Genomic DNA, 23309 nt, shown 5'->3' with positions numbered 1-23309 from the left:
AACGCACTTTAATCTTAGTTGATACTAGCGTCGATATTGGTTTATTTAATTATTAAACGGCGGATAGGTTTAATTGCCATAATAACTAAAGTCGCTGTACAAGCGGTGCTAAACCAAAATGGTAACATTTCGTGATTATGGCTCATTTGTTCATTAATATTTATACCGAAATAAGCCAAGCCAAAATCAAGCAACAGCCCAAATGAAATTGCAGAAACACTTATCCCTAATAGATAACGAACAAGCACATTTTTACCCATTTCATTTTTGATCACACCTAAGGTCGAGATATTGGTAGCAGGGCCTGCCATCATAAATACCAATGCCGTACCAGGAGAAATGCCTGCCAAAATAAAACCCGCAGCGATTGGGGTTGATGCCGTGGCACAAATATACATAGGAATTGATATTGCAATCATTAGCAACATAGCCGTAATACCGCTGCCGTAGCTTACTAAAAACTCTGGCGGTAAAAAGGTTTTAACTAAGGTTGCAAATAATAAACCAATAAAAAGCCACACAATTAAATCGTCAATTAGTTGGCCAAAAGCGTATTTTATTCCGAGTAAGGTTTTACTTAACATCGTGTCGGTTTTAGGTTGTGTTTTACTTGCACAGCAGCTTGTCTTTTCAGTTGTTTCTTCAACTTGTTGATGAGTATGACTTGCTTCATTTTTAGATGAACAACAACTTTTTATTGAACTAGCTTCGTTTGCCTTTGGCTTTATAGTGCCATCTTCTTTTATAGTAGAAACCAGAAAACCAGTAAAAATAGCCGAAAGTATTGCAGTTATCGGGCGATAAATTGCCATGATAGGACCGAGTAATGCATAAGATACCGATACCGAGTCAACGCCGGTTTCAGGGGTAGCAACTAAAAATGAAGATGTTGCTGGCGCAGAAGCGCCTGAGCGTTTTAATTGTGTAGCAACAGGGATAACGCCACAAGAGCATAAGGGGAGAGGTGCGCCAACAAAGGCCGCTTTAACAATCGCATTATTGCCAGAGCCTAAATGCTTACTCAAAATTTGAGTTGGCACCCAAGTTTTCATTAAACCAGCAATCACTAATCCTAAAATTAGAAAAGGGCTTGCTTCGTTAGCTAAAATAAATAGGTTGTTTAGTAATTCTAAAAATAAATCCATAACCTGCTCTAAACATAAATAATACATAAAACTTTATGGGGGCATTGTACCGTAATTAAAGCCAAAATAGTGTAGTAAATCTGCTTATACCAACTCTTGTTACAATTATTAAATAAATTAAAAGCCAATTCTTACAGCCAATAATGGCTTGAACAGTAATTATCACTGTATTTTTTATCTGTTTGCTAGGTATAATAAGGGCATTATTAATTAAGTTTAACGGCTATTGAGTTTAAAATAGCCACAAGGTTTAGGCATTCCATGTTTGAGAATCTCTCCGATCGTTTAACCAAAACCCTGAAGAATATCAGTGGTCGAGGTCGTCTTACAGAAGACAACATTAAAGATACATTACGCGAAGTTCGTATGGCTTTATTGGAAGCCGATGTTGCGTTACCTGTTATTCGTGAATTTATAGCCAATGTTAAAACTAGGGCTGTAGGACAAGAAGTTTCTAAAAGTTTATCGCCAGGGCAAATCTTTGTAAAAATAGTTCAAAGCGAACTTGAAGCTGCAATGGGTGAAGCTAACGAAGCGTTAAATCTTAAAGCTACGCCTCCTGCGGTAGTTTTGATGGCTGGTTTGCAAGGTGCGGGTAAAACTACCTCTGTTGCTAAGTTAGCTAAATTTTTAAAAGAACGTGAAAAGAAAAAAGTATTAGTTGTAAGTGCCGACGTTTACCGTCCTGCCGCTATTAAACAGCTAGAAACATTAGCAACAGAAGTTGATGTTGAATTTTTCCCAAGTGATATATCACAAAAACCAATAACCATTGCCAATAACGCATTAGAGCATGCTCGTAAAAAGTTTATTGACGTAGTTCTTGTCGATACAGCGGGTCGTTTGCACGTTGATGGCGAAATGATGGATGAAATCCAGCGGCTTCATAAATCAATTGCGCCGGTAGAAACATTATTTGTTGTTGATGCTATGACAGGTCAAGATGCGGCAAATACAGCGAAAGCATTTAACGATGCATTACCATTAACCGGTGTTATCTTAACTAAGACTGACGGTGATGCTCGTGGTGGTGCGGCGTTATCAATTCGCCATATTACCGGTAAGCCAATTAAGTTCTTAGGTGTTGGTGAAAAAACAGATGCGTTAGAACCGTTCCATCCAGATCGTGTTGCATCACGCATCCTTGGTATGGGTGACGTACTTTCTCTTATCGAAGAAGTTGAGCAAAAAGTAGATAAGAAAAAAGCAGAGCAGTTAGCTAAAAAAGTTAAAAGTGGTAAAGGTTTCGACCTAGAAGACTTCCGTGAGCAACTTGTACAAATGAAAAGTATGGGTGGCATGATGGGCATGATGGATAAATTACCGGGTATGGGTAATATGTCAGAGCAAATTAAAGGTCAAATGGACGACAAGTTAACTAATCGTATGGAAGCCATAATTAACTCAATGACTCCAGCTGAAAGAATACGCCCTGATATTATCAAAGGTTCACGTAAACGCCGTATTGCAGCGGGTTCTGGTACTCAGATCCAAGATGTTAATAAGCTGCTGAAACAGTTTACGCAAATGCAGAAAATGATGAAGAAAATGTCAGGTAAAGGTGGCATGCAAAAAATGATGCGTTCAATGAAGGGCATGATGCCTCCAGGTGGAATGGGCGGCATGGGTGGACCAGGTGGAATGTTCCGCAGGTAAATCTACTTTCTTACAAACGCCAAACCAGAGTTTTTATACTCTGGTTTTTTTGTTATTGTATTATCAATTATAAAAATATAGACCCTAATAAATGTTAAAGGGTTATTGAAGGATCAGCAGCAGTGCAATTAATTAAATCTTTATTCTGCTTTAAAGGCTCAGATAATAACGAGCGATTTATCTTATTGAGCTTAATAAGTGTTCTAGTTTTTACGTTTTTTAATGAACTAGTTTTAGCGAGCATGATAAGTAAAATAATTTTGATAGCTCTGATCGCTTTAGTTATTTTCGCAAGTGCAATTCGTCGCTGCCGAGATGCTAATCATGCATCAAAAGCGGCTTGGCTCACTACTAGCCTTTATGCAATAGCTTTACTTGTTATTATTGCTTTGCCATTTGCCACAAGTTATGGCGCATTAATTCTTCCTTTAGCCGCGACTTTTTATTTGTTTGCACAACCGGCAAAGCACAAGCTTAGCTATATATTTGGCTATAATGGCCCTGTTGATTTAAATGAATTAATTGCCCCTGCAGTAAAGCAACAGACAAAAGCAGAGCGCATAGAGCCAAGCTTATTTGGCGCGGCTGTAGAAAATCAAGCTGACGATTACCAATTTAGCTCTGAACAATATAGCCCTGAGCAAGCGCCATCAAACCTAGATTCTTCAGCACAATATATAGAGCCATCTTCGACACAGACCAAGTCTCCGAATCAAATAGCGAGCCTATTTTTTTATTGGTTTTCACAAAAACAAAAACTGATACTTGCTATAACAGGGGCTTTATTTGTTATTGCTAGCTTACTAATCGCACTACCATTGCTAACAAGTGATGATTTAGAAGCTGATAATGGCACAGACGTTTTACAAGAAACTGTTGTAGAGCACGTTAGCACACGTACCGACTTACTCGAGATGCCAGATAACTTTTATTTATTATTAGATGAAAACGATGGTTTAATTATTCATTGGCAATCAGATAGCTCGGCGACCGGCGAGGTTTGGTCGCTAAAATCAGCAAATGGTGATTTAAGTTGTTCGGATATTGAATTTAACAATGGTGATAAAATACGTACAGTTAATGTAGTTGTTGAAGGGCTTGGCGATTTTTACGCAAACTTCTCACCTTTAGATACTGAAGAGATTGTTAAGTCATTAGCTAAACGCGGCAACTTTAGTTTATGTGATTACAATTTTTCATTAAAAGGCTCACAGCGAGCACTTAACTCTAACCCTGCTTATATTGATTACGCGAATTAATAGAGGATAACTCGAGCTTATAGAGGAATGCAGTAATATAACTGCTAATTTGAGTAAGCTCCTTTGCTTTATTACTTAAAATATAAAAACTTAACTAGATAGGCTAATTATATGTCGAGTTATTACCTCCATTCTATCAATGCTCAGCAAGCATTAGATGCGATAAAAAAAAGACAAGCAAGTGTCCGATTATCAACTGATTTAAATATATCTGAAGCTGATTATTCAATAGTAGATGATTGTTTAGTTTTAGATCAAAACAATGAACTCTCAGTTACTCAACTAAAAAGGATTGCCAAAAAAACACAAAGAATTTTCTTGTGTGAAGAAGGTGATATTGAGCCCTTAGAAGATAGAAGCGTTGGTTACTATAAACTAGTCCCTACTGCAGGTGCTCCTTTGTTAGAGATCAGCGGTGTTAAAATGCATATATCAAAAGGCACTGATCCTTTCACTAGTGCCTCTGAAATGGCGCAAAAAGCAGTACGAGCTGGTGATAAGGTACTAGACTGCTGTAGTGGTTTAGGTTATGCCGCAATATCTGCTCACCGATTAGGTGCAAGCGAAGTAACTACAATTGAACTGAGTCAGCAGGTCATGGGGCTGAGGGCACAAAACCCTTGGTCACAAGACTTAACAAACAATGGTATTGTGCAACTCCATGGTAGTAGCTATGAATTGATAACTACTATGCAAACAAGCTCTTTTGATGCAGTAATTCACGATCCCCCACGATTCTCTTTAGCGGGGGAGTTATATAGTGAAGACTTTTATCGTGAAATTTACCGAGTTCTTCGCCCAAGTGGTCGCTTATTTCACTACACCGGTAACCCGCAAATAGTTAAGCAAGGCAGTAGCTTTGTTGATGGCGTAATACGTCGACTAAAAAAGGCAGGTTTTTACAATATTGAAAAGGTAGAGCATTTGATGGGTGTTAGCGCGCAGAAAAAGTAACTAAAAATAATAGGGGTAATGATATTAGCAACCTTATCGTTACCCCTATTATTTAGCGGATTATTATTCTTTTCAAAGCTCGCATATTATCTCTTGATAATATTTTATTACCTAACGCTGTCAACATCGACCCTAATACAACTAAGCAAGCGCCAACATAAGCAAGCGTGTTTAGCTCTTGAGCTGAGAAGAAACTTGGCCAAATACCTTCAGCAATGGTTGCAAATAATACTGTTAATAGCGGAGTTATTGCCAGTACAGCACTTACTTTCGATGCCGGCCAGTATTTTAACGACTCGGCAAATGTGCCATAGGCGATTAATGTATTTGCACAACAAAAAACTAATAGCACTAATGACAACATGTCCAGTGATAATATATCACCTGGTGATGAAGCCGGTAAAAAGAATAGGGCGCTAAGTAGATAGATACACCACATAATTTGGTTTGAATTAAAATGATTTAGCATCTGCTTTTGCAAAATAGCGTAGGTAGCCCAAGTAAAAGATGCGCCAATCATTATTACTAACCCTGTTATAAAATCGTCATTACTTAAGCTTTCTTGGGCTGTGAACTGTTGATTGAAGAATAAAACCAAGCCTGAGATTAAAACGATTGAACCAACCATTTGACCACGAGAAAAAGATTCTTTTAAAAATAGCACACTGCCAATTAACATCATAAATGGTGCCATTTGTATTAGCATTTGTGCGGTTTCGCCAGGAACGAAATATAAAGAACTCAAATACAATATATAGTTTAATGATAAGAACACTGCAGCAAACAGCATGCGCTTCATTAAACTTTTACTTTGTAAGATCCCACTTGGAATCTTATTACTTTTAAAAAGCATTAAACCGACAAACACAGCCGCAAACATAAATCGATACCAAGTAATGGTATACGAATCCATTAATTGTAAAACGCTAACTAAAGCGAGTGGCAGTAACCCCCACATAATGGCGGTAATAAGAGCTAACATTAACCCTTTAACATTATTATTTTGTGCTGTTGACATTCTGTTACCATTTTGGGCGCTATTTACTGTTAAAATAGCTACTTAATCGCAGGTGTATACTTAATATTGGGCGAGATTCTAACCTACAAGTTGGTTTATAGCTCGACTTTTGTTGATTATTTTCAACTATCTTTACCTTAATTTGGTATTAAAGGTTGCTTTTTCTCGGCAAAAGCGTAAAATCTGCGAGCTTTTCTATCCCTTGTGGGTTAGAAAGTGTCTGGAAAATTCGTTTTATAACTTAAATATAGAGGACGGTATGGTTACCATTCGTTTAGCTCGTGGCGGCGCAAAAAAGCGTCCATTTTATCAGGTGGTTGTTGCTGACAGCCGTAACTCTCGCGATGGTCGTTTCATCGAGAAAGTTGGTTTCTTCAACCCTACTGCACAAGGTCAATCTGAAAAACTTCGTTTAGACGTTGATCGCGTAAACCATTGGGTTGGTTTAGGTGCTACATTATCTGATCGTGTAGCTAAGTTAGTTAAAGACGCAACTGCGGCTTAATTAATTTAGTGAAATTGCGGGAGCAAAAGTAAAAATGAAAAAAGAAGTCACCCTTGGAAAAATCGGTGCTGTTTACGGCATTAAAGGTTGGTTGAAAATTCATTCTTTTACTGATGATCCTCAGGCAATTTTTAACTATTCACCTTGGGTTCTTACCTTAGGTGGAAAAAAGCAAACAGTAACAGTAACTGAATGGCGTAAACACAGTAATAGTTTAATTGCCAAATTTGCTGATATCAATGACCGCACGGATGCCCAGTTAAGAACTGGAGCTGAAATTGTAGTTGAGAGTGATGTATTGCCAGAATTACCGGAAGGTGAGTTTTACTGGCGAGATCTGATCGGAATGGATGTGGTGAACAGCCAAGGTTATAACTTTGGTAAAGTAACAGACATCATGGAAACCGGCTCTAATGATGTACTGGTTGTTAAAGCCAACCCTAATGATGGGTTTGGCAAAAAAGAAAGGTTAATTCCTTATATAGATGAACAAGTGATCCATAATGTTTCACTTGATTCGAAACAAATTGACGTGGATTGGGATCCAGGTTTCTAACTCAATGGATAACAGCAAAATGAGGATAGAGGTGATAAGCCTTTTTCCGGAAATGTTTACTGCTATCACTGAGTCTGGAGTGACAGGAAGAGCGATTCGTAATGGGTTAATTGAATTCCAAACTAGGAATCCAAGAGACTTTACTCATGATAAGCATCGCACCGTTGATGATCGTCCTTATGGCGGTGGTCCGGGAATGCTTATGATGGTGCAACCATTGCGGGATGCCATTAACGCAGCAAAAAAATCGGCTGGCGAAGATGCGCATGTGATCTACTTATCACCTCAGGGACGAAAGCTTGACCAAACGGGTGTACGTGAATTATCAAATCATAAATCTCTGATTTTAATTGCAGGGCGTTATGAAGGCATAGACGAAAGATTAATCGAGTCGGATATCGACGAAGAGTGGTCTATCGGCGATTTTGTGTTAACTGGCGGTGAATTACCGGCAATGACCTTAATTGATGCAGTGGCTAGATTTATTCCTGGTGTATTAGGACATAATCAATCAGCTGAGCAGGATTCATTTTCTGACGGCTTATTAGATTGTCCACACTACACTAGACCAGAAATTCTGGATGATAAATCAGTGCCAAGTGTTTTGCTAAGTGGTAATCATAAAAATATACGCGAATGGCGCATGCAACAGTCATTAGAAAGAACTTGGAAACGACGTCCAGAGTTACTAACTAACCTAGCTCTGACCGAGGAGCAAGAGAAAGTGTTAAAGGCTATTAAAGCTAAACATAACTCTTGATCGGTTCGGTGAACTCTAGGAAAAAGGTGAATTAAAATGAGTAATATCATTAAAGCTCTTGAAGCAGAGCAAATGAAAAAAGACGTACCAGCGTTTGCACCTGGTGATACTTTAGTTGTTAAAGTTAAAGTAAAAGAAGGTAGCAAAGAACGTCTTCAAGCATTTGAAGGTGTTGTTATCGCTAAGAAAAACCGCGGATTGCATTCAGCTTTTACTGTTCGTAAAATTTCGAACGGTGAAGGTGTAGAGCGTGTATTCCAGACACATAGCCCTGTTGTTGCTGAGATTTCAGTTAAACGCCGTGGTGATGTACGTCAAGCTAAACTTTACTACCTACGTGAACTTTCTGGTAAGAAAGCACGTATCAAGGAAAAGTTGGGTAAGTAATTTATTACTTGTTCGAAAAAAGGTCTGCAATTGCAGACCTTTTTTTTTGCGACCAAGGATGGTCGTAATCCTATACCGCCGGGAGCGAAGTATCGGTAGCTCACAGGATGACGATTTTTGTCTCGTCCATGAGAAAATCGCATACATTACATCGTGTAAATATAAGTATGCAAATTTGGCCAAGGGCAATTCATTCGCATCCGTGCGATCATGGCATTAGTACATCGTGTACGTCATGGCGTTAAATTTGTAGCAATGGACGTGGGGTATGCCGAAACGCCAAGGACGGCGCTGTTTCGGTAGCCTATAATTTACAACTTTATTTAAAAATATAGTTGTAGATTTATAGCAATACCCTGTTAGATTAGTACATGATTTCAACATGTCTATCTGTTTTAGGATCGGCGCCTTTCCGGTTTTCATCCCCTTTGCCCATGCTTACCGCAACTAAATGCTCTTCACTAATACCAGACTTCACCAAGTAAACCCAAACAGAGGTTGCTCGTTGCTTCGCTAAACCATGGTTAAACTCTTCGCCACCAACTTGATCTGTATGACCTTGTAAAACAATTTTACCTTGTTTAATCATTTTCATAGCTTCTATGTGCGAGTCTAAAACCAATTTGCTCTGCTGTGATAGCTCTGCTGAATTGAAATCAAAATAAACAAAGCGTTGTAATTCAATTTCTACTTTTTGCTCTTCTGGCTCAGCAGTTATTTCAGCATCTAGGTGTGGTTTAATAACATTTGCACTTTTAAAATTAGCACGATGTTGGCAGGCACAAAGGAGAGTTAACACACTGAGAACAAGTAATTTTTTCATGTAAATGACCAAAGTTAATGAGCTTATTATTAAGTTATAACATGTTATCTTATTTTGTCATTGTTTTCATTACTACATCTTTTAAATTCAAATACGATACATTAAATTAACAAAACATGATGACAGCGCTGTCATTGTGTGTTTTTATATGTTTTACAATTTATTAAGATGACAAACAATTTTAATATTGCTAGCTTTTACTATGCTTAGGGAATGATATTTAATAAAAGCAAATAATAATAAAAAATTAATACTAATTTAGGCGACAAAAGTATGAATCCATTAGAAAAATTTTATCCTATCAAAGATGCTGCCAAAGCTAATACATACATTGATGAAGCTAGATATAAAGAGCTTTATCAACAATCAATTGAGCAGCCTGAAAAGTTCTGGGCAGAGCAAGCAACACAGTTTCTTGACTGGGGTAAGCCTTTTGACAGCGTTCGTAACGTTGACTTTAAAAAGGCTGATGTTGAGTGGTTTAAAGGTGGTCAGTTAAATGTTAGTTATAACTGCATCGACCGCCACTTAGCAACTCGCGGCGAGCAAACCGCTATTATCTTTGAAGGTGATGAGCCTAGTGATACCCGACATATCACTTATAACGAGTTACATCAGCAAGTGTGTAAATTTGCTAACGTGTTAAAAGCACGTGGCGTTAAAAAGGGGGACCGTGTATGTATTTATATGCCTATGATCCCTGAAGTTGGTTTTGCTATGCTTGCTTGTGCACGTCTTGGCGCAGTGCACTCTGTTGTCTTTGGCGGCTTTTCCGCGGAATCACTTAAATCTCGCATTATTGATGCCGACTGCCAAGTTGTTATCACTGCTGATGAAAGTGTTCGTGGCGGTAAAAAATTCCCTCTGAAAACTAATGTTGATAAAGCCGTTAATGATTGTGCAAACGTGCACAGCGTAATTGTTGTTAAACGAACTGGTGCAGATATCGCTTGGAATGACTCTATTGATGTTGATTATCAAACCGAAATGGCAAAGGCATCAGCTGATTGTGAACCTGTAATGGTTAATGCAGAAGACCCACTATTTATTTTATACACTTCTGGTTCAACGGGTACTCCTAAAGGTGTTCAACATAGTACCGGTGGCTATCTTTTATATGCGGCTATGACACATAAATACGTATTTGATTATCGTGATGGCGATATTTATTGGTGTACTGCAGATGCTGGTTGGATCACTGGTCATAGTTATATTTTTTATGGACCGCTAGCAAATGCGGCTACAACATTAGTTTTTGAAGGTGTGCCTACTTACCCTGATGCAGGGCGTTGTTGGGATATGGTTGAACGTCATAAAATTAATGTTTTCTACACCGCGCCAACAGCGATACGTGCGTTGATGGGGATAGGAGATGAATTCCCTAACAGTAAAGATTTATCTTCTCTGCGCCTGCTAGGTAGTGTTGGTGAGCCTATTAACCCTGAAGCATGGCATTGGTACTATGAAATTATTGGTAACAGTAACTGTCCTATAGTTGATACCTGGTGGCAAACCGAAACTGGTGGCATATTAATTACTTCATTACCTGGCTCTGCAGGAATGAAGCCCGGCGCTGCTGGTTTACCTTTCTTTGGTGTTGAGCCTGTTATTGTTGATAAAGACAATGGTGCAGAACTTGAGGGTGAAGCTCGCGGTCCATTATTGATGAAAGCTAGCTGGCCAGGACAAATGACGACAGTTTATGGCGATCATGAACGTTCACACCAAACCTACTTTAGTCAATTTGATGGTTATTACTATACCGGTGATGGCGCGCAGCGCGATAGCGATGGCTATTATTGGATCCTTGGCCGTATTGATGATGTACTTAATGTTTCAGGGCATCGTTTAGGTACTGCTGAAATCGAAAGTGCCTTAGTACTACATCCAAAAATTTCCGAAGCCGCAGTTGTTGGCTATCCACATGATGTTAAAGGGCAGGGTGTATATGCTTACGTAACTCTTATGCATGATGAAGTCGAAAGTGAAGAGCTAATCGCTGAGCTAAAAGCTTTAGTTGCCAAAGAGCTAGGCAGTTTCTCAAAACCAGATCTTATTCAATGGGCACCCGGTTTACCTAAAACTCGTTCAGGCAAAATAATGCGTCGTATATTGCGTAAAATTGCTGAAAATGACATAGGTACATTAGGAGATACTTCAACGTTAGCCGATCCGAGCGTTGTTGATGAACTTATTGAACATCGTTTATTACGCTAATTTTTGTTAAATTACGAATATAAAATGAATTAAGGAGCCTGTTGGCTCCTTTTTTATAACTAATATCATAAAGGCCTAAAGTTTTACTTGCATAGCGTAATTAAAAGCTGATATTAATAAACTACTAAATGAAGCTATCCATTTAATTTGGCTTCAGACAAGCGAATACAGTTTTCAATATTTACGGTACTAATTCGAAGTTATGCAACTTAATTACACCACATTCCGATATTATCGCTTTACCCATCTTTATTGGTAGGTCTACTTACCGATCCTTTGCTTCACCCGTACAAATTACATTTAACTTTCTTTATAACAAAACTAAAATCGGACTTATTATGTCAATAGCAGCTGAAAATAAAAAATTAAACGATATCCATGTCAACTCTGAAGAAGTATTAATTACGCCAAACGAGTTGCGCAATAAATTGCCTTTAAGTGAAGATGACAGACAATTTGTTTTATCATCAAGACAAACTATCTCTAATATTATTCATAAAAAAGATGCCCGTTTGTTGGTGATTTCAGGCCCTTGTTCTGTTCATGATGTTGAAGCTGCTAAAGAATATGGTCGTAAATTAAAATCTCTGCAAGAGCAGTATAAAGATACCCTTTATGTCGTAATGCGTGTTTATTTTGAAAAACCAAGAACAACAGTTGGTTGGAAAGGTTTAATCAATGACCCTCACATGGATGGCAGCTTTGACGTGACAACTGGTTTAGAAACAGCACGTGAATTACTAATTTACTTAACTGAATTAGGTTTACCGCTTGCAACAGAAGCCTTAGATCCTATTTCACCACAGTACTTAGCTGAATTATTTAGTTGGTCTGCAATTGGTGCTCGTACTACTGAGTCGCAAACTCACCGTGAGATGGCAAGTGGTTTATCTATGCCTATAGGCTTTAAAAATGGCACAAACGGTAGTTTAGATGTAGCAATAAATGCAATGGAGTCTGCCGCATCTTCGCATCGTTTTATGGGGATTAACCGTGACGGTCAAGTATCTTTATTAAAAACTTCAGGTAACCCTGACGGGCACGTAATTTTACGTGGTGGTAAACAGCCTAATTATGATTCAGTTAATGTATCTATTTGTGAACAAAGCCTTGAAAAAGCTGGCCTAGCGCAAGCTTTAGTTATAGATTGTAGCCATGCAAATTCAAGTAAAGATCACAACCGCCAACCTTTAGTTGCCGAAAATGTGGTTAATCAAATTTGTGAAGGTAACAAATCTATCATAGGTATTATGTTAGAAAGCCATTTAAATGCCGGCAACCAAAGCTCTAACCTTGCAAAGGAAGAATTAGCATATGGTGTATCTGTAACTGATGCTTGTATCGATTGGCAAGCAACTGAGCAAGTATTTGCTAATGCAGCGACAAAGTTAGAGAATGTGTTACCTAAGCGTATTGCTAGTTAGATATTCAATTAAATAAGAACAACTGAAACGAGAACCGATGAAAGATTTTGAGCATAAACTACAACAATGCCGCATTGAAATTGATGAGATAGACCAGGAGTTAGTAACGTTATTGGCAAAGCGCCGGGAAGTAACTGCTCGTGTTGGCGACATTAAAAGTAAAGTAGGTATGCCTATTTTTGCTCCTGAGCGTGAACAAGCTTTGCTTAGCAAGTTAAAAAAGCAAGCGATGCATGCTAATCTTTCAACGCAGTTGGTTGAGGATCTTTTTCGTCGTATTATGCGCGATTCATACTCGAGCCAAGATGAGAAAGGTTATCAATGCATAAATAAAAGTGCAGGTAAGGTTGTAGTTATTGGTGGTAAAGGCCAACTCGGTGGTGTATTTGTTGATTTATTTCATCGTTCGAATTACCAAGTTTGTGTACTGGAAAAAGATGATTGGGCAAATAGCGATGAAATTTTAGCGGGCGCTGGCCTTGTCATTGTTGCAGTTCCAATCACCTTAACTAATATGACGATAGATAAACTTTCGTCGTTACCTGAAGATTGTATTTTAGCGGATATTACTAGTATTAAGGATAGCCCTCTAAAAGCAATGTTAGCCGTACATAAGGGGCCTGTAGTTGGTTTACATCCTATGTTTGGACCTGATGTTACCGGCTTAATTAAACAAACTATTATTGTTTGTGAAGGCCGAGGCAGCGAAAGTTACCAATGGCTGTTAGATCAGTTTGCGGTTTGGGGAGCTAACAATTATCAAGTTACGGCTGTTGAACACGATAAAGCAATGGCTATGGTGCAAGTAATGCGTCACTTTTCAACGGTTTGTTATGGTTACCACCTAATGCAAGAAAACGTTGAACTTGAGCAGTTACTTGCGATGAGCTCTCCGATCTACCGCTTAGAGCTTGCAATGGTTGGTCGCTTATTTGCTCAAGATCCGAACTTGTATGCAGATATAATTTACTCAAATCCAGACAATGTGGTGATGATGAAACGCTTTGCCCATCGATTTATCGAACTTCTTGAACACGTTGAAAATGGCAGTAAAATTGATTTTATTGCTAAGTTTAATCAAGTTGCCGACTGGTTTGGCGATGATGCCCAAAGTTTCTTACAAGAATCTAAAGTCTTATTGGAGAAAGCTCGTGAGCCAAAATAAACGAACTACTGTGATGAAGTACCTAGTAAAGTACAAAATTTTATTAATGATCATAGCTTTTGGCTTGTGGGTTGTTGCAGCGGTTATGTCATCAAAAGCACATGCAGCGGATAACTTAGTGGGTAACATTACTAAGCAGCAACTGTTTGACGGTTACCCTCATTTTGTTAGTAATTATGATGATTATTTATTATCAAGTGATGAAGCAAAAGCCGTGGAGCAACTGCCAAGTGAGATCTCACTGAAAGTGTTTTTTGGTACTTGGTGTCATGATAGTGAACGTGAAGTACCGCGCTTATTAAAAAGCTTTAAACGAACCAATGTCAGCATTGATATGATTTCGTTAGATTTAAATAAATCAGAGCCGCAAGGGCGCGCTAAAGAGGCTAACATCAAATATACGCCAACATTTATTGTATACCATGAAAATGTCGAAATTGGTCGTATTATTGAGCGACCAGAAGTTAGCTTATCTGAAGATATTTTAGCAATGTATAAAGATAGTAAAGCGCAGAAATAAAGCTTAAACGATTAGCTAAACGACTAGAAGACTTAAGTTAATCTAGGGTTTGTAGAGTCGTTAACACATCGCTGCGCAAACTGGCGATAGCAGTTAATATGTTGTCACTATTAACTTTATTTTGATCCATCTGTTGCCAGTTATCATTCCAAACCGAGTGAAGATTATTTGCACTTTTCTGGGTTTGCAAAGAAGCCGTTTGAGTTAAATCTTGTATGTAAAGTACATAACTCCAGCCTTTAATAGGGTCTTTTTTATCCTCATTTTCCTCATAATAAGCATAATCAACTAACAGTTGTAACTGGGCTAAAGACATTAAAATTTCAAAAGAAGATGTACGCACATTACGGTTATGCTCAGTCAGCTCATTGCGCCATGTGTTATAAGACAAGCTTGAGATTGCAATCACAATACTTATTAAAGCGATTGCGTTATTTTTTAATTGTGCAGAGATGCTAATTTTAGAGTTTGCTTTGCTATTCAATTAAATTACCTAAACTAATTACCACTGAGCTTAGTATTTAGTTTAGGTGAAAAAACACTAAGTGCTTAATTTGAACTGTTTTCCATCGCATTTGCGTAATGGATTTCAGCTAAACTTACTATGGCGTTAACAAGTGCTTGCGTAACATTTGTACCTATAAAGCCCGCGTCAATAGCTTCTTTATTACCAATTGCTGCCAAAGACAGTTCTGGTATTTCAATGCTCAGCTGCTTGCCATTTACATCTTGCAAATCAATCGATAAAACAATGTTACTTGCCTTAATATTGCGTACCTGCATTGTTGTTACTGGCTTTTTGTTTGAGCTAGTTTTTTTCTTGGCACTAAATTTTTCTGGTGTGTAGCTATCTATGTAGGCAAATTGGCTTTCAATTTGCTGGGCGAGTTGTTTGAAATTGCTATCGCCATCAGCAGTAAACTTGATGTTAGCGCGTAAGTTAGAAAAATTAACTGAATTAACAATAATCGCTGCTTGATTGATTGTTGCAGCATCCACCTTGGCTGCTACTTGCTCAATTAAAAGTGCATCTGCAGAGGAGTTTATGTCCTTTATCGTGAGTTGATGTAAAGAAATATCACCTTGCTCTAAAGCCGATGTTACTTGCTTAACATCTACTTGCTGTTTGGTGATCAAGGAAACTTGTGTGATTGCTTGTGAACGGATAAAACCATTTAAATCAGTTGCAGCTAAATACCACAACATGGCACCACAAAAAACTAAAATGCTTACGGCTAAAACGGCTAGTTTGTTCATTGCTAATCGACTTCTAAATAAAAAATTTAATAATAATTTATTATACATGCAGAACTAGTTTAGAAGTAAGTTTAATTTAACCTGTAAATATTGTCATTCAACGTTTATTTGTGTTTTCAATTTGTCAATTAATGTATATTTGCCAACAAATTATAATATGGCTATTTATCCCTATGGAACAGACAAAATCTTCTCGTTTACCGCTTCTTTTTCTCTCTGCTTTACTTATTGGTTTAGTAACATATGTGCAATGGCCAGAAACTGAATCTGAAAAAAAACGCTATCAAAGGATCGTTACCGTTAAAACTGCTCAAGTTATTGATGCAGAGTTTAGTGATGAGTTTGAAGCACTAGGTACATCGCTTGCCAACGAGTCGGTAATTATTACTTCACAACGTTCTGATATTGTTGAACAAGTACTTTTTAATGACGGTGATATTGTTAAGAAAGGACAAATCCTTGTTGAGCTGCGTAAAGAAGCTGAACAAGCAAATGTGCGTGAGCTACAAGCTAACTTGAAAGAATCAAGCGCTCAGTTAACTCGTTACAACGAATTAAGAAAACAAGATGTTGCATCTATTGCTCAACTTGAAGAGCAGCAAGCTAAAACCGAATCTATACAAGCTAGACTTAAAAATGTGCAAGCTGAACTAGCAAAACTAACGATAAAAGCACCTTTTGATGGGCAGTTAGGTTTTCGTAACGTAAGTGTTGGCTCGTCTGTTAAAAATGGCGATGTGATCACAAGTTTAGATGATTTAAGTACGATCAAAGTAGACTTCTTTATTCCTGAGCAATACTTGCCAACAATTAAAGTTAAGCAAGTTATTAATTCGCGCAATGTTGCTTATCCTGGGGTTACTTTTAAAGGTATTATCAGTAGTATCTCGCCTCGTATCGATGCTAAAACTCGTATGGTAAAAGTTAGAGCTTTATTACCAAATGATGAAGGCAAGTTACGTCCAGGCATGCTAATGGCCATTACCATTAAACGAAAAGTTGAACATGTTTTACAACTGCCAGAAACCGCTGTAATTCCATTTGAAGATAGCCATTTTGTTTTTCTTAACAATGATGGTGTAGTCGCTCGTACTCCTATAGTGATAGGGCGACGTAAGCCAGGTGTTGTAGAAATAATTTCTGGTTTAAATGCTGGCGATGAAGTGGTTACTGAAGGCGCTTTAAAACTTAGAGATGGCTCGTCTATCAAAGTGAAAAGCGAAGAGGGCAAATAATGATATTATCTGATCTTTCAGTTAAACGACCTGTTTTTGCTACGGTATTAAACTTATTAATCGTTACCTTTGGTATTGCCGCGTTTTTAATGTTACCACTGCGAGAATACCCCGATACAGATAAACCTGTTGTTTCTGTTTCTACTAAATATTCTGGCGCATCAGCTGCTATTGTTGAGTCGAAAATAACGCAAGTTTTAGAAGATAGGATCAGTGGTATTGAAGGCATAAAAACGATTACATCTAGTTCTCGTGATGGTCGTTCTCGTATCTCAATCGAGTTTGAACTTACTCGAGATATTGACGGTGCTGCTAATGATGTACGCGATAAAATATCTTCTGTACTAAGACGTTTACCAGAGCAAGCAGATCCCCCTGAAGTGGAAAAAGCAGGAGATGATGAAGATGTTATTGCTTGGTTTAGCTTACGCTCAGATGTATTTAACACTCTTGAATTAACTGATTATGCTAACCGTTATATTGTCGATAGATTTGCCACAGTAAATGGTGTCTCTGAAATTATGGTCGGTGGTGGTCGCACTTATGTGATGAAGCTGACATTGAACCGTGAAGCCATGGCTGCTCGCAACATTACCGTTAATGATATCGAACAAGTGTTACGAACAGAAAATGTTGAGCTACCCGCTGGTGAAGTAAAGTCTATTGATCGCAACTTTAATGTGCGAGTATCGCGTAGTTATCGCACACCAGAAGACTTCGCGTCTATGGTTATTTCTCGAGGTGAAGACAACTCACTGGTTAGGTTAGATGATATTGCCACAGTTAAAGTTGCTGCTGAAGATGAAGAAAACATGTTCCGCAGTAATGGCTACAACATGGTTGGCTTAGGCATTATTAAACAATCAAAAGCAAATACTATTGAGGTTGTTAAAGCTGCTCAAGTTGAGATGGAAGCGATAAAGCTGAGCTTACCTGCCGGTACCAACATTATCCCAAGTTATGACTCGTCTATTTTTATTAAAGACTCTGTTGATGAGGTATATAACACCTTAGGTATCGCGATGTTGATGGTGATATTAGTTATTTTTATCTTCTTAGGTAACATAAGAGCCACTATTATTCCCGCAGTAACCGTACCTGTAGCATTAATTGGCTCTATGATTGTAATGTCTGCTCTTGGTTACTCTATTAACTTATTAACCCTGTTAGCTCTAGTTTTGGCAATCGGCTTGGTTGTTGATGATTCAATCGTGGTTTTAGAGAATATTTATCGCCGTATTGAAAATGGTGAACCACCACTTACCGCAGCTTTTAATGGCGGCCGTGAAGTTGCTTTTGCTGTCGTTGCCACCACTTTAGTTCTTGTTTCTGTTTTTGTGCCACTAGTCTTTATTTCAGGCGATATAGGCCGTCTCTTTACTGAGTTTGCCGTTGCTATATCTGCTGCGGTTATATTCTCAAGTATTACCGCGCTTTCTTTAACGCCGATGATGTGTTCCAAATTATTGAAAAATAGACAGCGAAGTTCATCACTTGGTCAGTTATTAGATAAAGGCTTTGCCAAGTTAGAAAAGTCTTATGCAAACGCTCTTAATTCATCTATAAAGCAGCCTTTGATGATAGTAATTGTAATGGCTTTAGCATTTACTAGTGTTTGGGTTATTGGTAATAAACTGCCTAGCGAATATGCGCCAAAAGAAGATAGAGGCGGTGCATTTTTAATGATGTCTAGCGCTGAAGGTTCGAGTTATGAGCGCAATGTTGCCAACATGTCGATCATTGAAGAAAAACTGATGAAGTACTACGAAGACGGTTCACTTGAACGTGTTATGGTGAGGGTACCTGGTTTTAGAGGTGCTGGTGGTATTGCTATCATTGGTTTACCTGATTGGGAAGAGCGTAATATTTCTACGATGGAGTTCATTGGAAAATTCAATGGTGAACTTGCAGACATAACCGATGCGCGAGCGTTTATTATGTCACGAGGTGGTTTAGGTGGTCGCTCTGGTGGTGGTAAACCTATTGGCTTTGTACTGCAAGGTAATAGCTATGAAGAGCTAGCTCGCTGGCGTAATATCATTTTAGAAAAAGCTCAAGAAAACCCAAAAATTCTTGGTTTAGAAGGGGACTATAAAGAAACTTATCCTCAGCTATTGGTTAAAATTAATCGAGAACGTGCTTCTGATCTAGGTGTGTCTGTTGGTGATATAGGTAGAACCCTTGAAACTATGTTAGGTAAGCGTCGAGTGACAACATATATCGAGCGTGGTGAAGAATACGATGTACTACTTGAAGGCGATGAAGATGAGTATAAAAGCCCGAGTAGCTTAGAAAATATCTATGTACGCTCATCTACGACGCAGCAGTTAATTCCGCTCGCTAATTTAATTAGCTTTCAAGAAAACGCAACGGCCACAAACTTAAATAGGCATAACCGCTTACGCAGTATTACCCTTTCGGGCAGTATTAGCGAAGACTATACGCTTGGTGAAGCATTAGATTATCTAAATGATATTGTCTTAAATGAATTGCCAATGGAAGCCAGCGTTGATTATACAGGTGCCTCTGAAAAACTTAAGGACTCAAGTAGTTCAATGGTGTTAGTTTTTGCTCTTGCTTTGCTTATTACTTACTTAGTGTTAGCAGCGCAATTTGAAAGCTTTATTCATCCTTTTGTGATTTTGATCACAGTACCACTAGCGCTTGTTGGTGCAGTCGCTGGTTTATATTTAAGTGGTATGACCCTTAATATTTATAGCCAAATTGGTATTGTTATGCTGATAGGTTTAGCGGCTAAAAATGGTATTTTAATTGTTGAATTTGCTAACCAACTTCGTGATTCTGGTGAAGAGTTTACGCAAGCGATTATCAAAGGTGCTCAACAACGTTTAAGACCTATTGTAATGACTTCATTTACAACGGTAATGAGCTCTATACCGCTAGTTTTAGCAACAGGACCTGGCTCGGAATCAAGAATGGTTATTGGTACAGTGATATTTTTCGGTGTAGCATTAGCGACCGTATTTACATTATTTATTGTACCAGGTGCTTACTACTGGTTATGTAGAAATACCAAGTCACCTGAGTATATTGCTAAGCAAATAGAACAACAACAAGGATAGTTTTATCATACTTGAAGTGCCGAAATCATTTCGGCACTTCAAAAATCAAGAGGGTCAGATCAACTTGAAATGTGATCTTGTATTTTAATGACGCTTTTTAAGAGGTTGTTATTTAAAAAACTGCTTCAATATTGACTTACATTCCTCGCCTTTAACCAATCTAGCAAACTCTTTTACTTCTGCCGCCATTACTTCATTTAATTGTTGTTTACTGGCATCGCGTATTAATTTACGACTGGTTAATAATGCATCTAAAGGCAGGGCTGCAATTGTATTCGCTACATTTAAACCTTTTGATAAAACCTCTTCCGGGCTACATGCTTCATTAGCAATACCATACTGTACAGCTTCATCAGCACTAAAAAGTTTACCTAGGACCATCAATTCGAATGCTTTTTGTTGGCCTATAAGACGAGGTAAAAGGAAACTCGAGCCTGCTTCAGGACAAAGACCTAACTGGGTAAAAGGTAATTTAAACTTACTATTTGTTGCTGCAATAACCATATCGCAATGCAATAAAATTGTTGTACCAATACCAACTGCTGCACCAGCAACTGCAGCCACAATAGGTTTTTCAAAAGCAGCCAATTCGGTTATGAATTCAAATGCTGCTAAATCATCTGAATCACTAGTTTTGATAAAATCATCTAAATCGTTGCCAGCACAAAAGCAGGAGCTGTCCCCTTGGATTAAAACACAATGAACACTGCCCGTTTTAGCTGCGGTGCGCAATAGAGCCGCAAGCTGTTGATACATCTCGGTATTTAATGCGTTTTTCTTATCAAGTCGATTCAACGTTATACGTAGTACGCCATTGAGCTCTTCGCTTAAAATAAATTTACTCATGTTTATACTGCCTACTTAAGTTCTGAGTGTGGCACTTTCGTCGGTTTAATTTGCTCTGTTGCATAACAACCAAGCACTTTCATAAACCGAGTATGATCATTAAGTTTAGTTAAACAATCTTGCATCGCTGTAGACTTTAAATTGGCCTCTAAGTCGATATAAAACATCTCTTCCCAAGGTCTGCCTTGTATAGGGCGAGACTCAAGTTTAGTCATATTAATACCGAATTCTTTCAAGATGATTAAACAGTCAACCAATTCACCAGGCTTTTGCCCTGTAGCTAAGATTAATGTGGTTTTAGCTGGGATTTGCTCGGCAACATCTACAGACTTTCTTGCAACTAGAATAAAGCGTGTGTGGTTTTCATCTTGGTTGGCAATTGATTTTTGCAATGGCATTAAATCATATAGCTTGCCGCCTTCTTCGCTGCCGATCACTGCAACATTATCAGCCTTTAATTCTTGTACCTTACTCATAGCTTGTGCGCTTGAGTCTGAGTACTCCATGCGAATACCTTCTTGTTTATTTAAGAAATTACTACATTGCTGAATAGGCTGAGCATGAGCATAAATGGTATCTATTTTATCTAACGTAGTGTTTACCGAAGTAAGTAAACAATGGTCAATAGGTTGTGATAATTCACCAACAATAGACAAGTTAGTGTGTTGCAGTAAGTCATAAACTTCGTTAATACTACCTGAGCTAGTATTTTCAATTGGCAACATACCGTAATCTACATGCCCAGATTCAACTTGTTGTAAAATATCGGCAAAGCTGTCACAACCAAACTCTATGATCTCTTCCGCTCTGCGAGAGAAATAACGATAACTAGCAAGGTAGCTATAAGAGCCTTTATCACCTAAAAATGCCACACTCACGGTAGGTGTTTTGATATTAGGATTTTTAAGTTGTTGCAAAAATGCTTGCTGGTTAAGTACTGAATCTTCAATGATGGTTTGAAAAATTGACGTAACATAATGAGCATCCAAACCTTGCTCTTTACCTAATTGAATTAACCTTACTAATAATTCTTGCTCGCGTTGTTGGTCTCGTACAGGGCGCACTTGATGAGCTTTACTTTTGGCAACATTAAGAGTGAGAGAGCGGCGTTTAGCAAACAAGCTTAAAAGCTCTTGATCTAAGCTGGTAATTTCTTTGCGGATGAGATTCAAATCTAGACTATCTTTCACTTGGTACTCCGTACACTTTTATTATTTATTAGGGCGTAAACAAAAAAACCTCCATTGTTGGAGGTTTTGGCTTTTAAATTTAAAAACAAAATCCTCCGGCTTCAGCCGGTAAAAAAAGTAAATTTAAAAGCAGTAATAATTTTATTCATAGCCTTAATGTATGGGGCCGTATAAAAAGTGTCAACTGATAATTTGTTTTCTGCTAAATTCTGTTAAAATACCCTCCAATTTTATTATCTCGAATGCATTTTAGGGCAATTTCATGGCGTCTTTACAAGATCAATTACTTAAAGCTGGCTTAACTACCAAACAAAAAGCAAAGCAGGCCAATAGTGATAAACGAAAAAAGAACAAACAGAAGCGTAGTGGTGTAGAAATTGAAGCTAGCTTACAAGAAAAAGTAAGAGCCGACTTAGCCAAACAACAAGCTGAAAAAGCAGCAAAAGATAAAGCGCTTAACGATGAGAAAAAGCAACAACTAGCGGCTAAAGAGCTTCAACAAAGAATATTACAAATTCTCACTCATCATAGTTTTTCTGTTATGGGAGAAATTGAATTTAATTTTACCCAAGACGGTAAAATTAAAAAGATGTTAGTCGATACGCCAACACAAAAAGCTTTGGTTAATGGCCGTTTAGCTATTTGTGGCTTTGAACAAAAAAGTTATTTAGTTACCGCAGAAACTGCCGAGAAGTTAGCAACTTTAGATGCTTCTATCGTATTGGTTAGTAATGAAAAGGTAGAAGAAGATATTGATGAGGACGACCCTTATGCAGAATATCAAATTCCAGATGATTTAATGTGGTAACGCTTAATAGCTAAAACTATTAAGGCACAGATAAATATATTATTTAAAAGCATTAACGAAAAAAACTAGGAAACAAACATGGCTTTATTACGATTTATTATTGGTCGAATTATATTATTAATTAATTTTATTTTTTCACCAAAAGCAGTTAAACGTGATCCACAATTACAGCAAAAATTAGATGAAAAAACCGCAAACTTTAGTATTTACCAATTAAATGCTTGCCCATTTTGCGTTAAAGTTCGCCGTTCGGCTAAGCGCCAAAACTTAAATATTGAGTATCGCGATATTAAAAAAGACAATCATTTAGCCGATCTTTTACAGCACGGTGGTAAACGAACCGTACCTTGTTTACGAATTGATAATAACGATGGCACAAGTAAGTGGATGTACGAATCGAAAGATATCGTTGCCTATTTAGATGAAATAGCTCAAGCGGCTTAAATTTCCACTCACTTATTTAAAAAAAACTAGCAAAGCCTGAATTTAATTCAGGCTTTT

The 23309-nt window shown here is 37.9% G+C and carries 22 protein-coding genes; 15 read left to right on the top strand and 7 right to left on the bottom strand.

The window, feature by feature from the left end:
- Nucleotides 1-41 precede the first annotated feature (41 nt).
- Nucleotides 42-1145 carry an SO_0444 family Cu/Zn efflux transporter gene (locus tag FNN08_RS08240; RefSeq protein ID WP_143584479.1) on the bottom strand — a complete coding sequence of 368 codons (1104 nt, stop codon included), beginning with the start codon at nucleotides 1143-1145 and terminating at the stop codon, nucleotides 42-44.
- Nucleotides 1146-1406: 261 nt separating this feature from the next.
- Here FNN08_RS08240 and ffh point away from each other — a divergent pair, with 261 nt between their 5' ends.
- From ffh to FNN08_RS08225, 3 genes are all read left to right on the top strand, one after another.
- Nucleotides 1407-2801 (top strand): signal recognition particle protein, encoded by a 1395-nt coding sequence (gene ffh, locus FNN08_RS08235; protein ID WP_143584476.1) that lies wholly within the window; start codon nucleotides 1407-1409, stop codon nucleotides 2799-2801.
- A 260-nt stretch (nucleotides 2802-3061) separates the two neighbouring features.
- The gene (locus FNN08_RS08230) at nucleotides 3062-4060 is read left to right on the top strand and encodes a hypothetical protein (RefSeq protein WP_143584474.1); all 999 of its coding nucleotides are present in this window, start codon (nucleotides 3062-3064) and stop codon (nucleotides 4058-4060) included.
- Nucleotides 4061-4171: 111 nt separating this feature from the next.
- Nucleotides 4172-5014 (top strand): class I SAM-dependent methyltransferase, encoded by an 843-nt coding sequence (locus FNN08_RS08225; RefSeq protein WP_143584472.1) that lies wholly within the window; start codon nucleotides 4172-4174, stop codon nucleotides 5012-5014.
- Nucleotides 5015-5066: 52 nt separating this feature from the next.
- Here FNN08_RS08225 and FNN08_RS08220 read toward each other — a convergent pair whose 3' ends face one another.
- Nucleotides 5067-6032 (bottom strand): DMT family transporter, encoded by a 966-nt coding sequence (locus FNN08_RS08220; protein ID WP_143584470.1) that lies wholly within the window; start codon nucleotides 6030-6032, stop codon nucleotides 5067-5069.
- A gap of 259 nt (nucleotides 6033-6291) precedes the next feature.
- Between FNN08_RS08220 and rpsP the strand changes: the two genes are divergently transcribed.
- The 4 genes from rpsP to rplS are packed head-to-tail and all read left to right on the top strand — an operon-like array spanning nucleotide 6292 to nucleotide 8240.
- Entirely contained in the window at nucleotides 6292-6537 is a 246-nt protein-coding gene (gene rpsP, locus FNN08_RS08215) for a 30S ribosomal protein S16 (protein ID WP_143584468.1), read from the top strand.
- Between the two features lie 34 nt (nucleotides 6538-6571).
- On the top strand, nucleotides 6572-7093 hold the full coding sequence (gene rimM / locus FNN08_RS08210; protein ID WP_143584465.1) for a ribosome maturation factor RimM: 522 nt from the start codon (nucleotides 6572-6574) through the stop codon (nucleotides 7091-7093).
- A gap of 19 nt (nucleotides 7094-7112) precedes the next feature.
- Nucleotides 7113-7853: a tRNA (guanosine(37)-N1)-methyltransferase TrmD gene (trmD, locus tag FNN08_RS08205; RefSeq protein ID WP_143584659.1), complete on the top strand. Its 741-nt coding sequence runs from the start codon at nucleotides 7113-7115 to the stop codon at nucleotides 7851-7853.
- A 36-nt stretch (nucleotides 7854-7889) separates the two neighbouring features.
- A complete protein-coding gene (rplS, locus tag FNN08_RS08200; protein WP_143584462.1) occupies nucleotides 7890-8240 on the top strand; it encodes a 50S ribosomal protein L19 in 351 nt (116 codons plus the stop codon).
- A gap of 364 nt (nucleotides 8241-8604) precedes the next feature.
- Here rplS and FNN08_RS08195 read toward each other — a convergent pair whose 3' ends face one another.
- Nucleotides 8605-9063: an OmpA family protein gene (locus FNN08_RS08195; protein WP_143584459.1), complete on the bottom strand. Its 459-nt coding sequence runs from the start codon at nucleotides 9061-9063 to the stop codon at nucleotides 8605-8607.
- Between the two features lie 273 nt (nucleotides 9064-9336).
- On the opposite strand from FNN08_RS08195, the gene acs reads away from it, so the two are divergent.
- The 4 genes from acs to FNN08_RS08175 all read left to right on the top strand — a co-directional run bounded on the left by acs (nucleotide 9337) and on the right by FNN08_RS08175 (nucleotide 14389).
- Entirely contained in the window at nucleotides 9337-11280 is a 1944-nt protein-coding gene (gene acs, locus FNN08_RS08190) for an acetate--CoA ligase (protein WP_143584456.1), read from the top strand.
- A 338-nt stretch (nucleotides 11281-11618) separates the two neighbouring features.
- The gene (locus tag FNN08_RS08185; protein WP_143584453.1) at nucleotides 11619-12704 is read left to right on the top strand and encodes a 3-deoxy-7-phosphoheptulonate synthase; all 1086 of its coding nucleotides are present in this window, start codon (nucleotides 11619-11621) and stop codon (nucleotides 12702-12704) included.
- A gap of 37 nt (nucleotides 12705-12741) precedes the next feature.
- The gene (tyrA, locus tag FNN08_RS08180; RefSeq protein WP_143584450.1) at nucleotides 12742-13869 is read left to right on the top strand and encodes a bifunctional chorismate mutase/prephenate dehydrogenase; all 1128 of its coding nucleotides are present in this window, start codon (nucleotides 12742-12744) and stop codon (nucleotides 13867-13869) included.
- Nucleotides 13856-14389: a thioredoxin family protein gene (locus FNN08_RS08175; protein ID WP_185962597.1), complete on the top strand. Its 534-nt coding sequence runs from the start codon at nucleotides 13856-13858 to the stop codon at nucleotides 14387-14389. The genes tyrA and FNN08_RS08175 overlap by 14 nt, the downstream gene beginning before the upstream one ends.
- 37 nt (nucleotides 14390-14426) lie before the next feature.
- On the opposite strand, the gene FNN08_RS16350 is transcribed toward FNN08_RS08175, so the two are convergent.
- Both FNN08_RS16350 and FNN08_RS08165 read right to left on the bottom strand, forming a co-directional pair.
- Nucleotides 14427-14873: a hypothetical protein gene (locus FNN08_RS16350; RefSeq protein ID WP_185962596.1), complete on the bottom strand. Its 447-nt coding sequence runs from the start codon at nucleotides 14871-14873 to the stop codon at nucleotides 14427-14429.
- Between the two features lie 65 nt (nucleotides 14874-14938).
- Entirely contained in the window at nucleotides 14939-15646 is a 708-nt protein-coding gene (locus tag FNN08_RS08165) for a hypothetical protein (RefSeq protein ID WP_143584445.1), read from the bottom strand.
- Between the two features lie 173 nt (nucleotides 15647-15819).
- Between FNN08_RS08165 and FNN08_RS08160 the strand changes: the two genes are divergently transcribed.
- On the top strand, nucleotides 15820-16881 hold the full coding sequence (locus FNN08_RS08160; RefSeq protein WP_185962595.1) for an efflux RND transporter periplasmic adaptor subunit: 1062 nt from the start codon (nucleotides 15820-15822) through the stop codon (nucleotides 16879-16881).
- Nucleotides 16881-19964, top strand: coding sequence for an efflux RND transporter permease subunit (locus tag FNN08_RS08155; RefSeq protein ID WP_143584440.1), 3084 nt, complete (start codon nucleotides 16881-16883; stop codon nucleotides 19962-19964). The genes FNN08_RS08160 and FNN08_RS08155 overlap by 1 nt, the downstream gene beginning before the upstream one ends.
- Before the next feature lie 108 nt (nucleotides 19965-20072).
- Here the strand turns inward: FNN08_RS08155 and FNN08_RS08150 are convergent, their stop codons facing one another.
- Together FNN08_RS08150 and FNN08_RS08145 are read right to left on the bottom strand one after the other, a co-directional pair.
- Nucleotides 20073-20810: an enoyl-CoA hydratase-related protein gene (locus tag FNN08_RS08150; protein ID WP_143584437.1), complete on the bottom strand. Its 738-nt coding sequence runs from the start codon at nucleotides 20808-20810 to the stop codon at nucleotides 20073-20075.
- Between the two features lie 11 nt (nucleotides 20811-20821).
- Nucleotides 20822-22000 (bottom strand): chorismate mutase, encoded by a 1179-nt coding sequence (locus tag FNN08_RS08145; protein ID WP_143584434.1) that lies wholly within the window; start codon nucleotides 21998-22000, stop codon nucleotides 20822-20824.
- A gap of 262 nt (nucleotides 22001-22262) precedes the next feature.
- On the opposite strand from FNN08_RS08145, the gene FNN08_RS08140 reads away from it, so the two are divergent.
- A complete protein-coding gene (locus FNN08_RS08140) occupies nucleotides 22263-22808 on the top strand; it encodes a DUF2058 domain-containing protein (protein ID WP_143584431.1) in 546 nt (181 codons plus the stop codon).
- A gap of 78 nt (nucleotides 22809-22886) precedes the next feature.
- On the top strand, nucleotides 22887-23252 hold the full coding sequence (locus FNN08_RS08135; RefSeq protein WP_143584428.1) for a glutaredoxin family protein: 366 nt from the start codon (nucleotides 22887-22889) through the stop codon (nucleotides 23250-23252).
- The last annotated feature ends 57 nt before the right edge of the window (nucleotides 23253-23309 follow it).

This window comes from Thalassomonas sp. M1454, assembly GCF_007097525.1.
Taxonomy (GTDB): domain Bacteria; phylum Pseudomonadota; class Gammaproteobacteria; order Enterobacterales; family Alteromonadaceae; genus Thalassotalea_A.
Note: the sequence above shows the minus strand (reverse complement) of the source record. Positions and strands in the feature narration are given on the sequence as shown.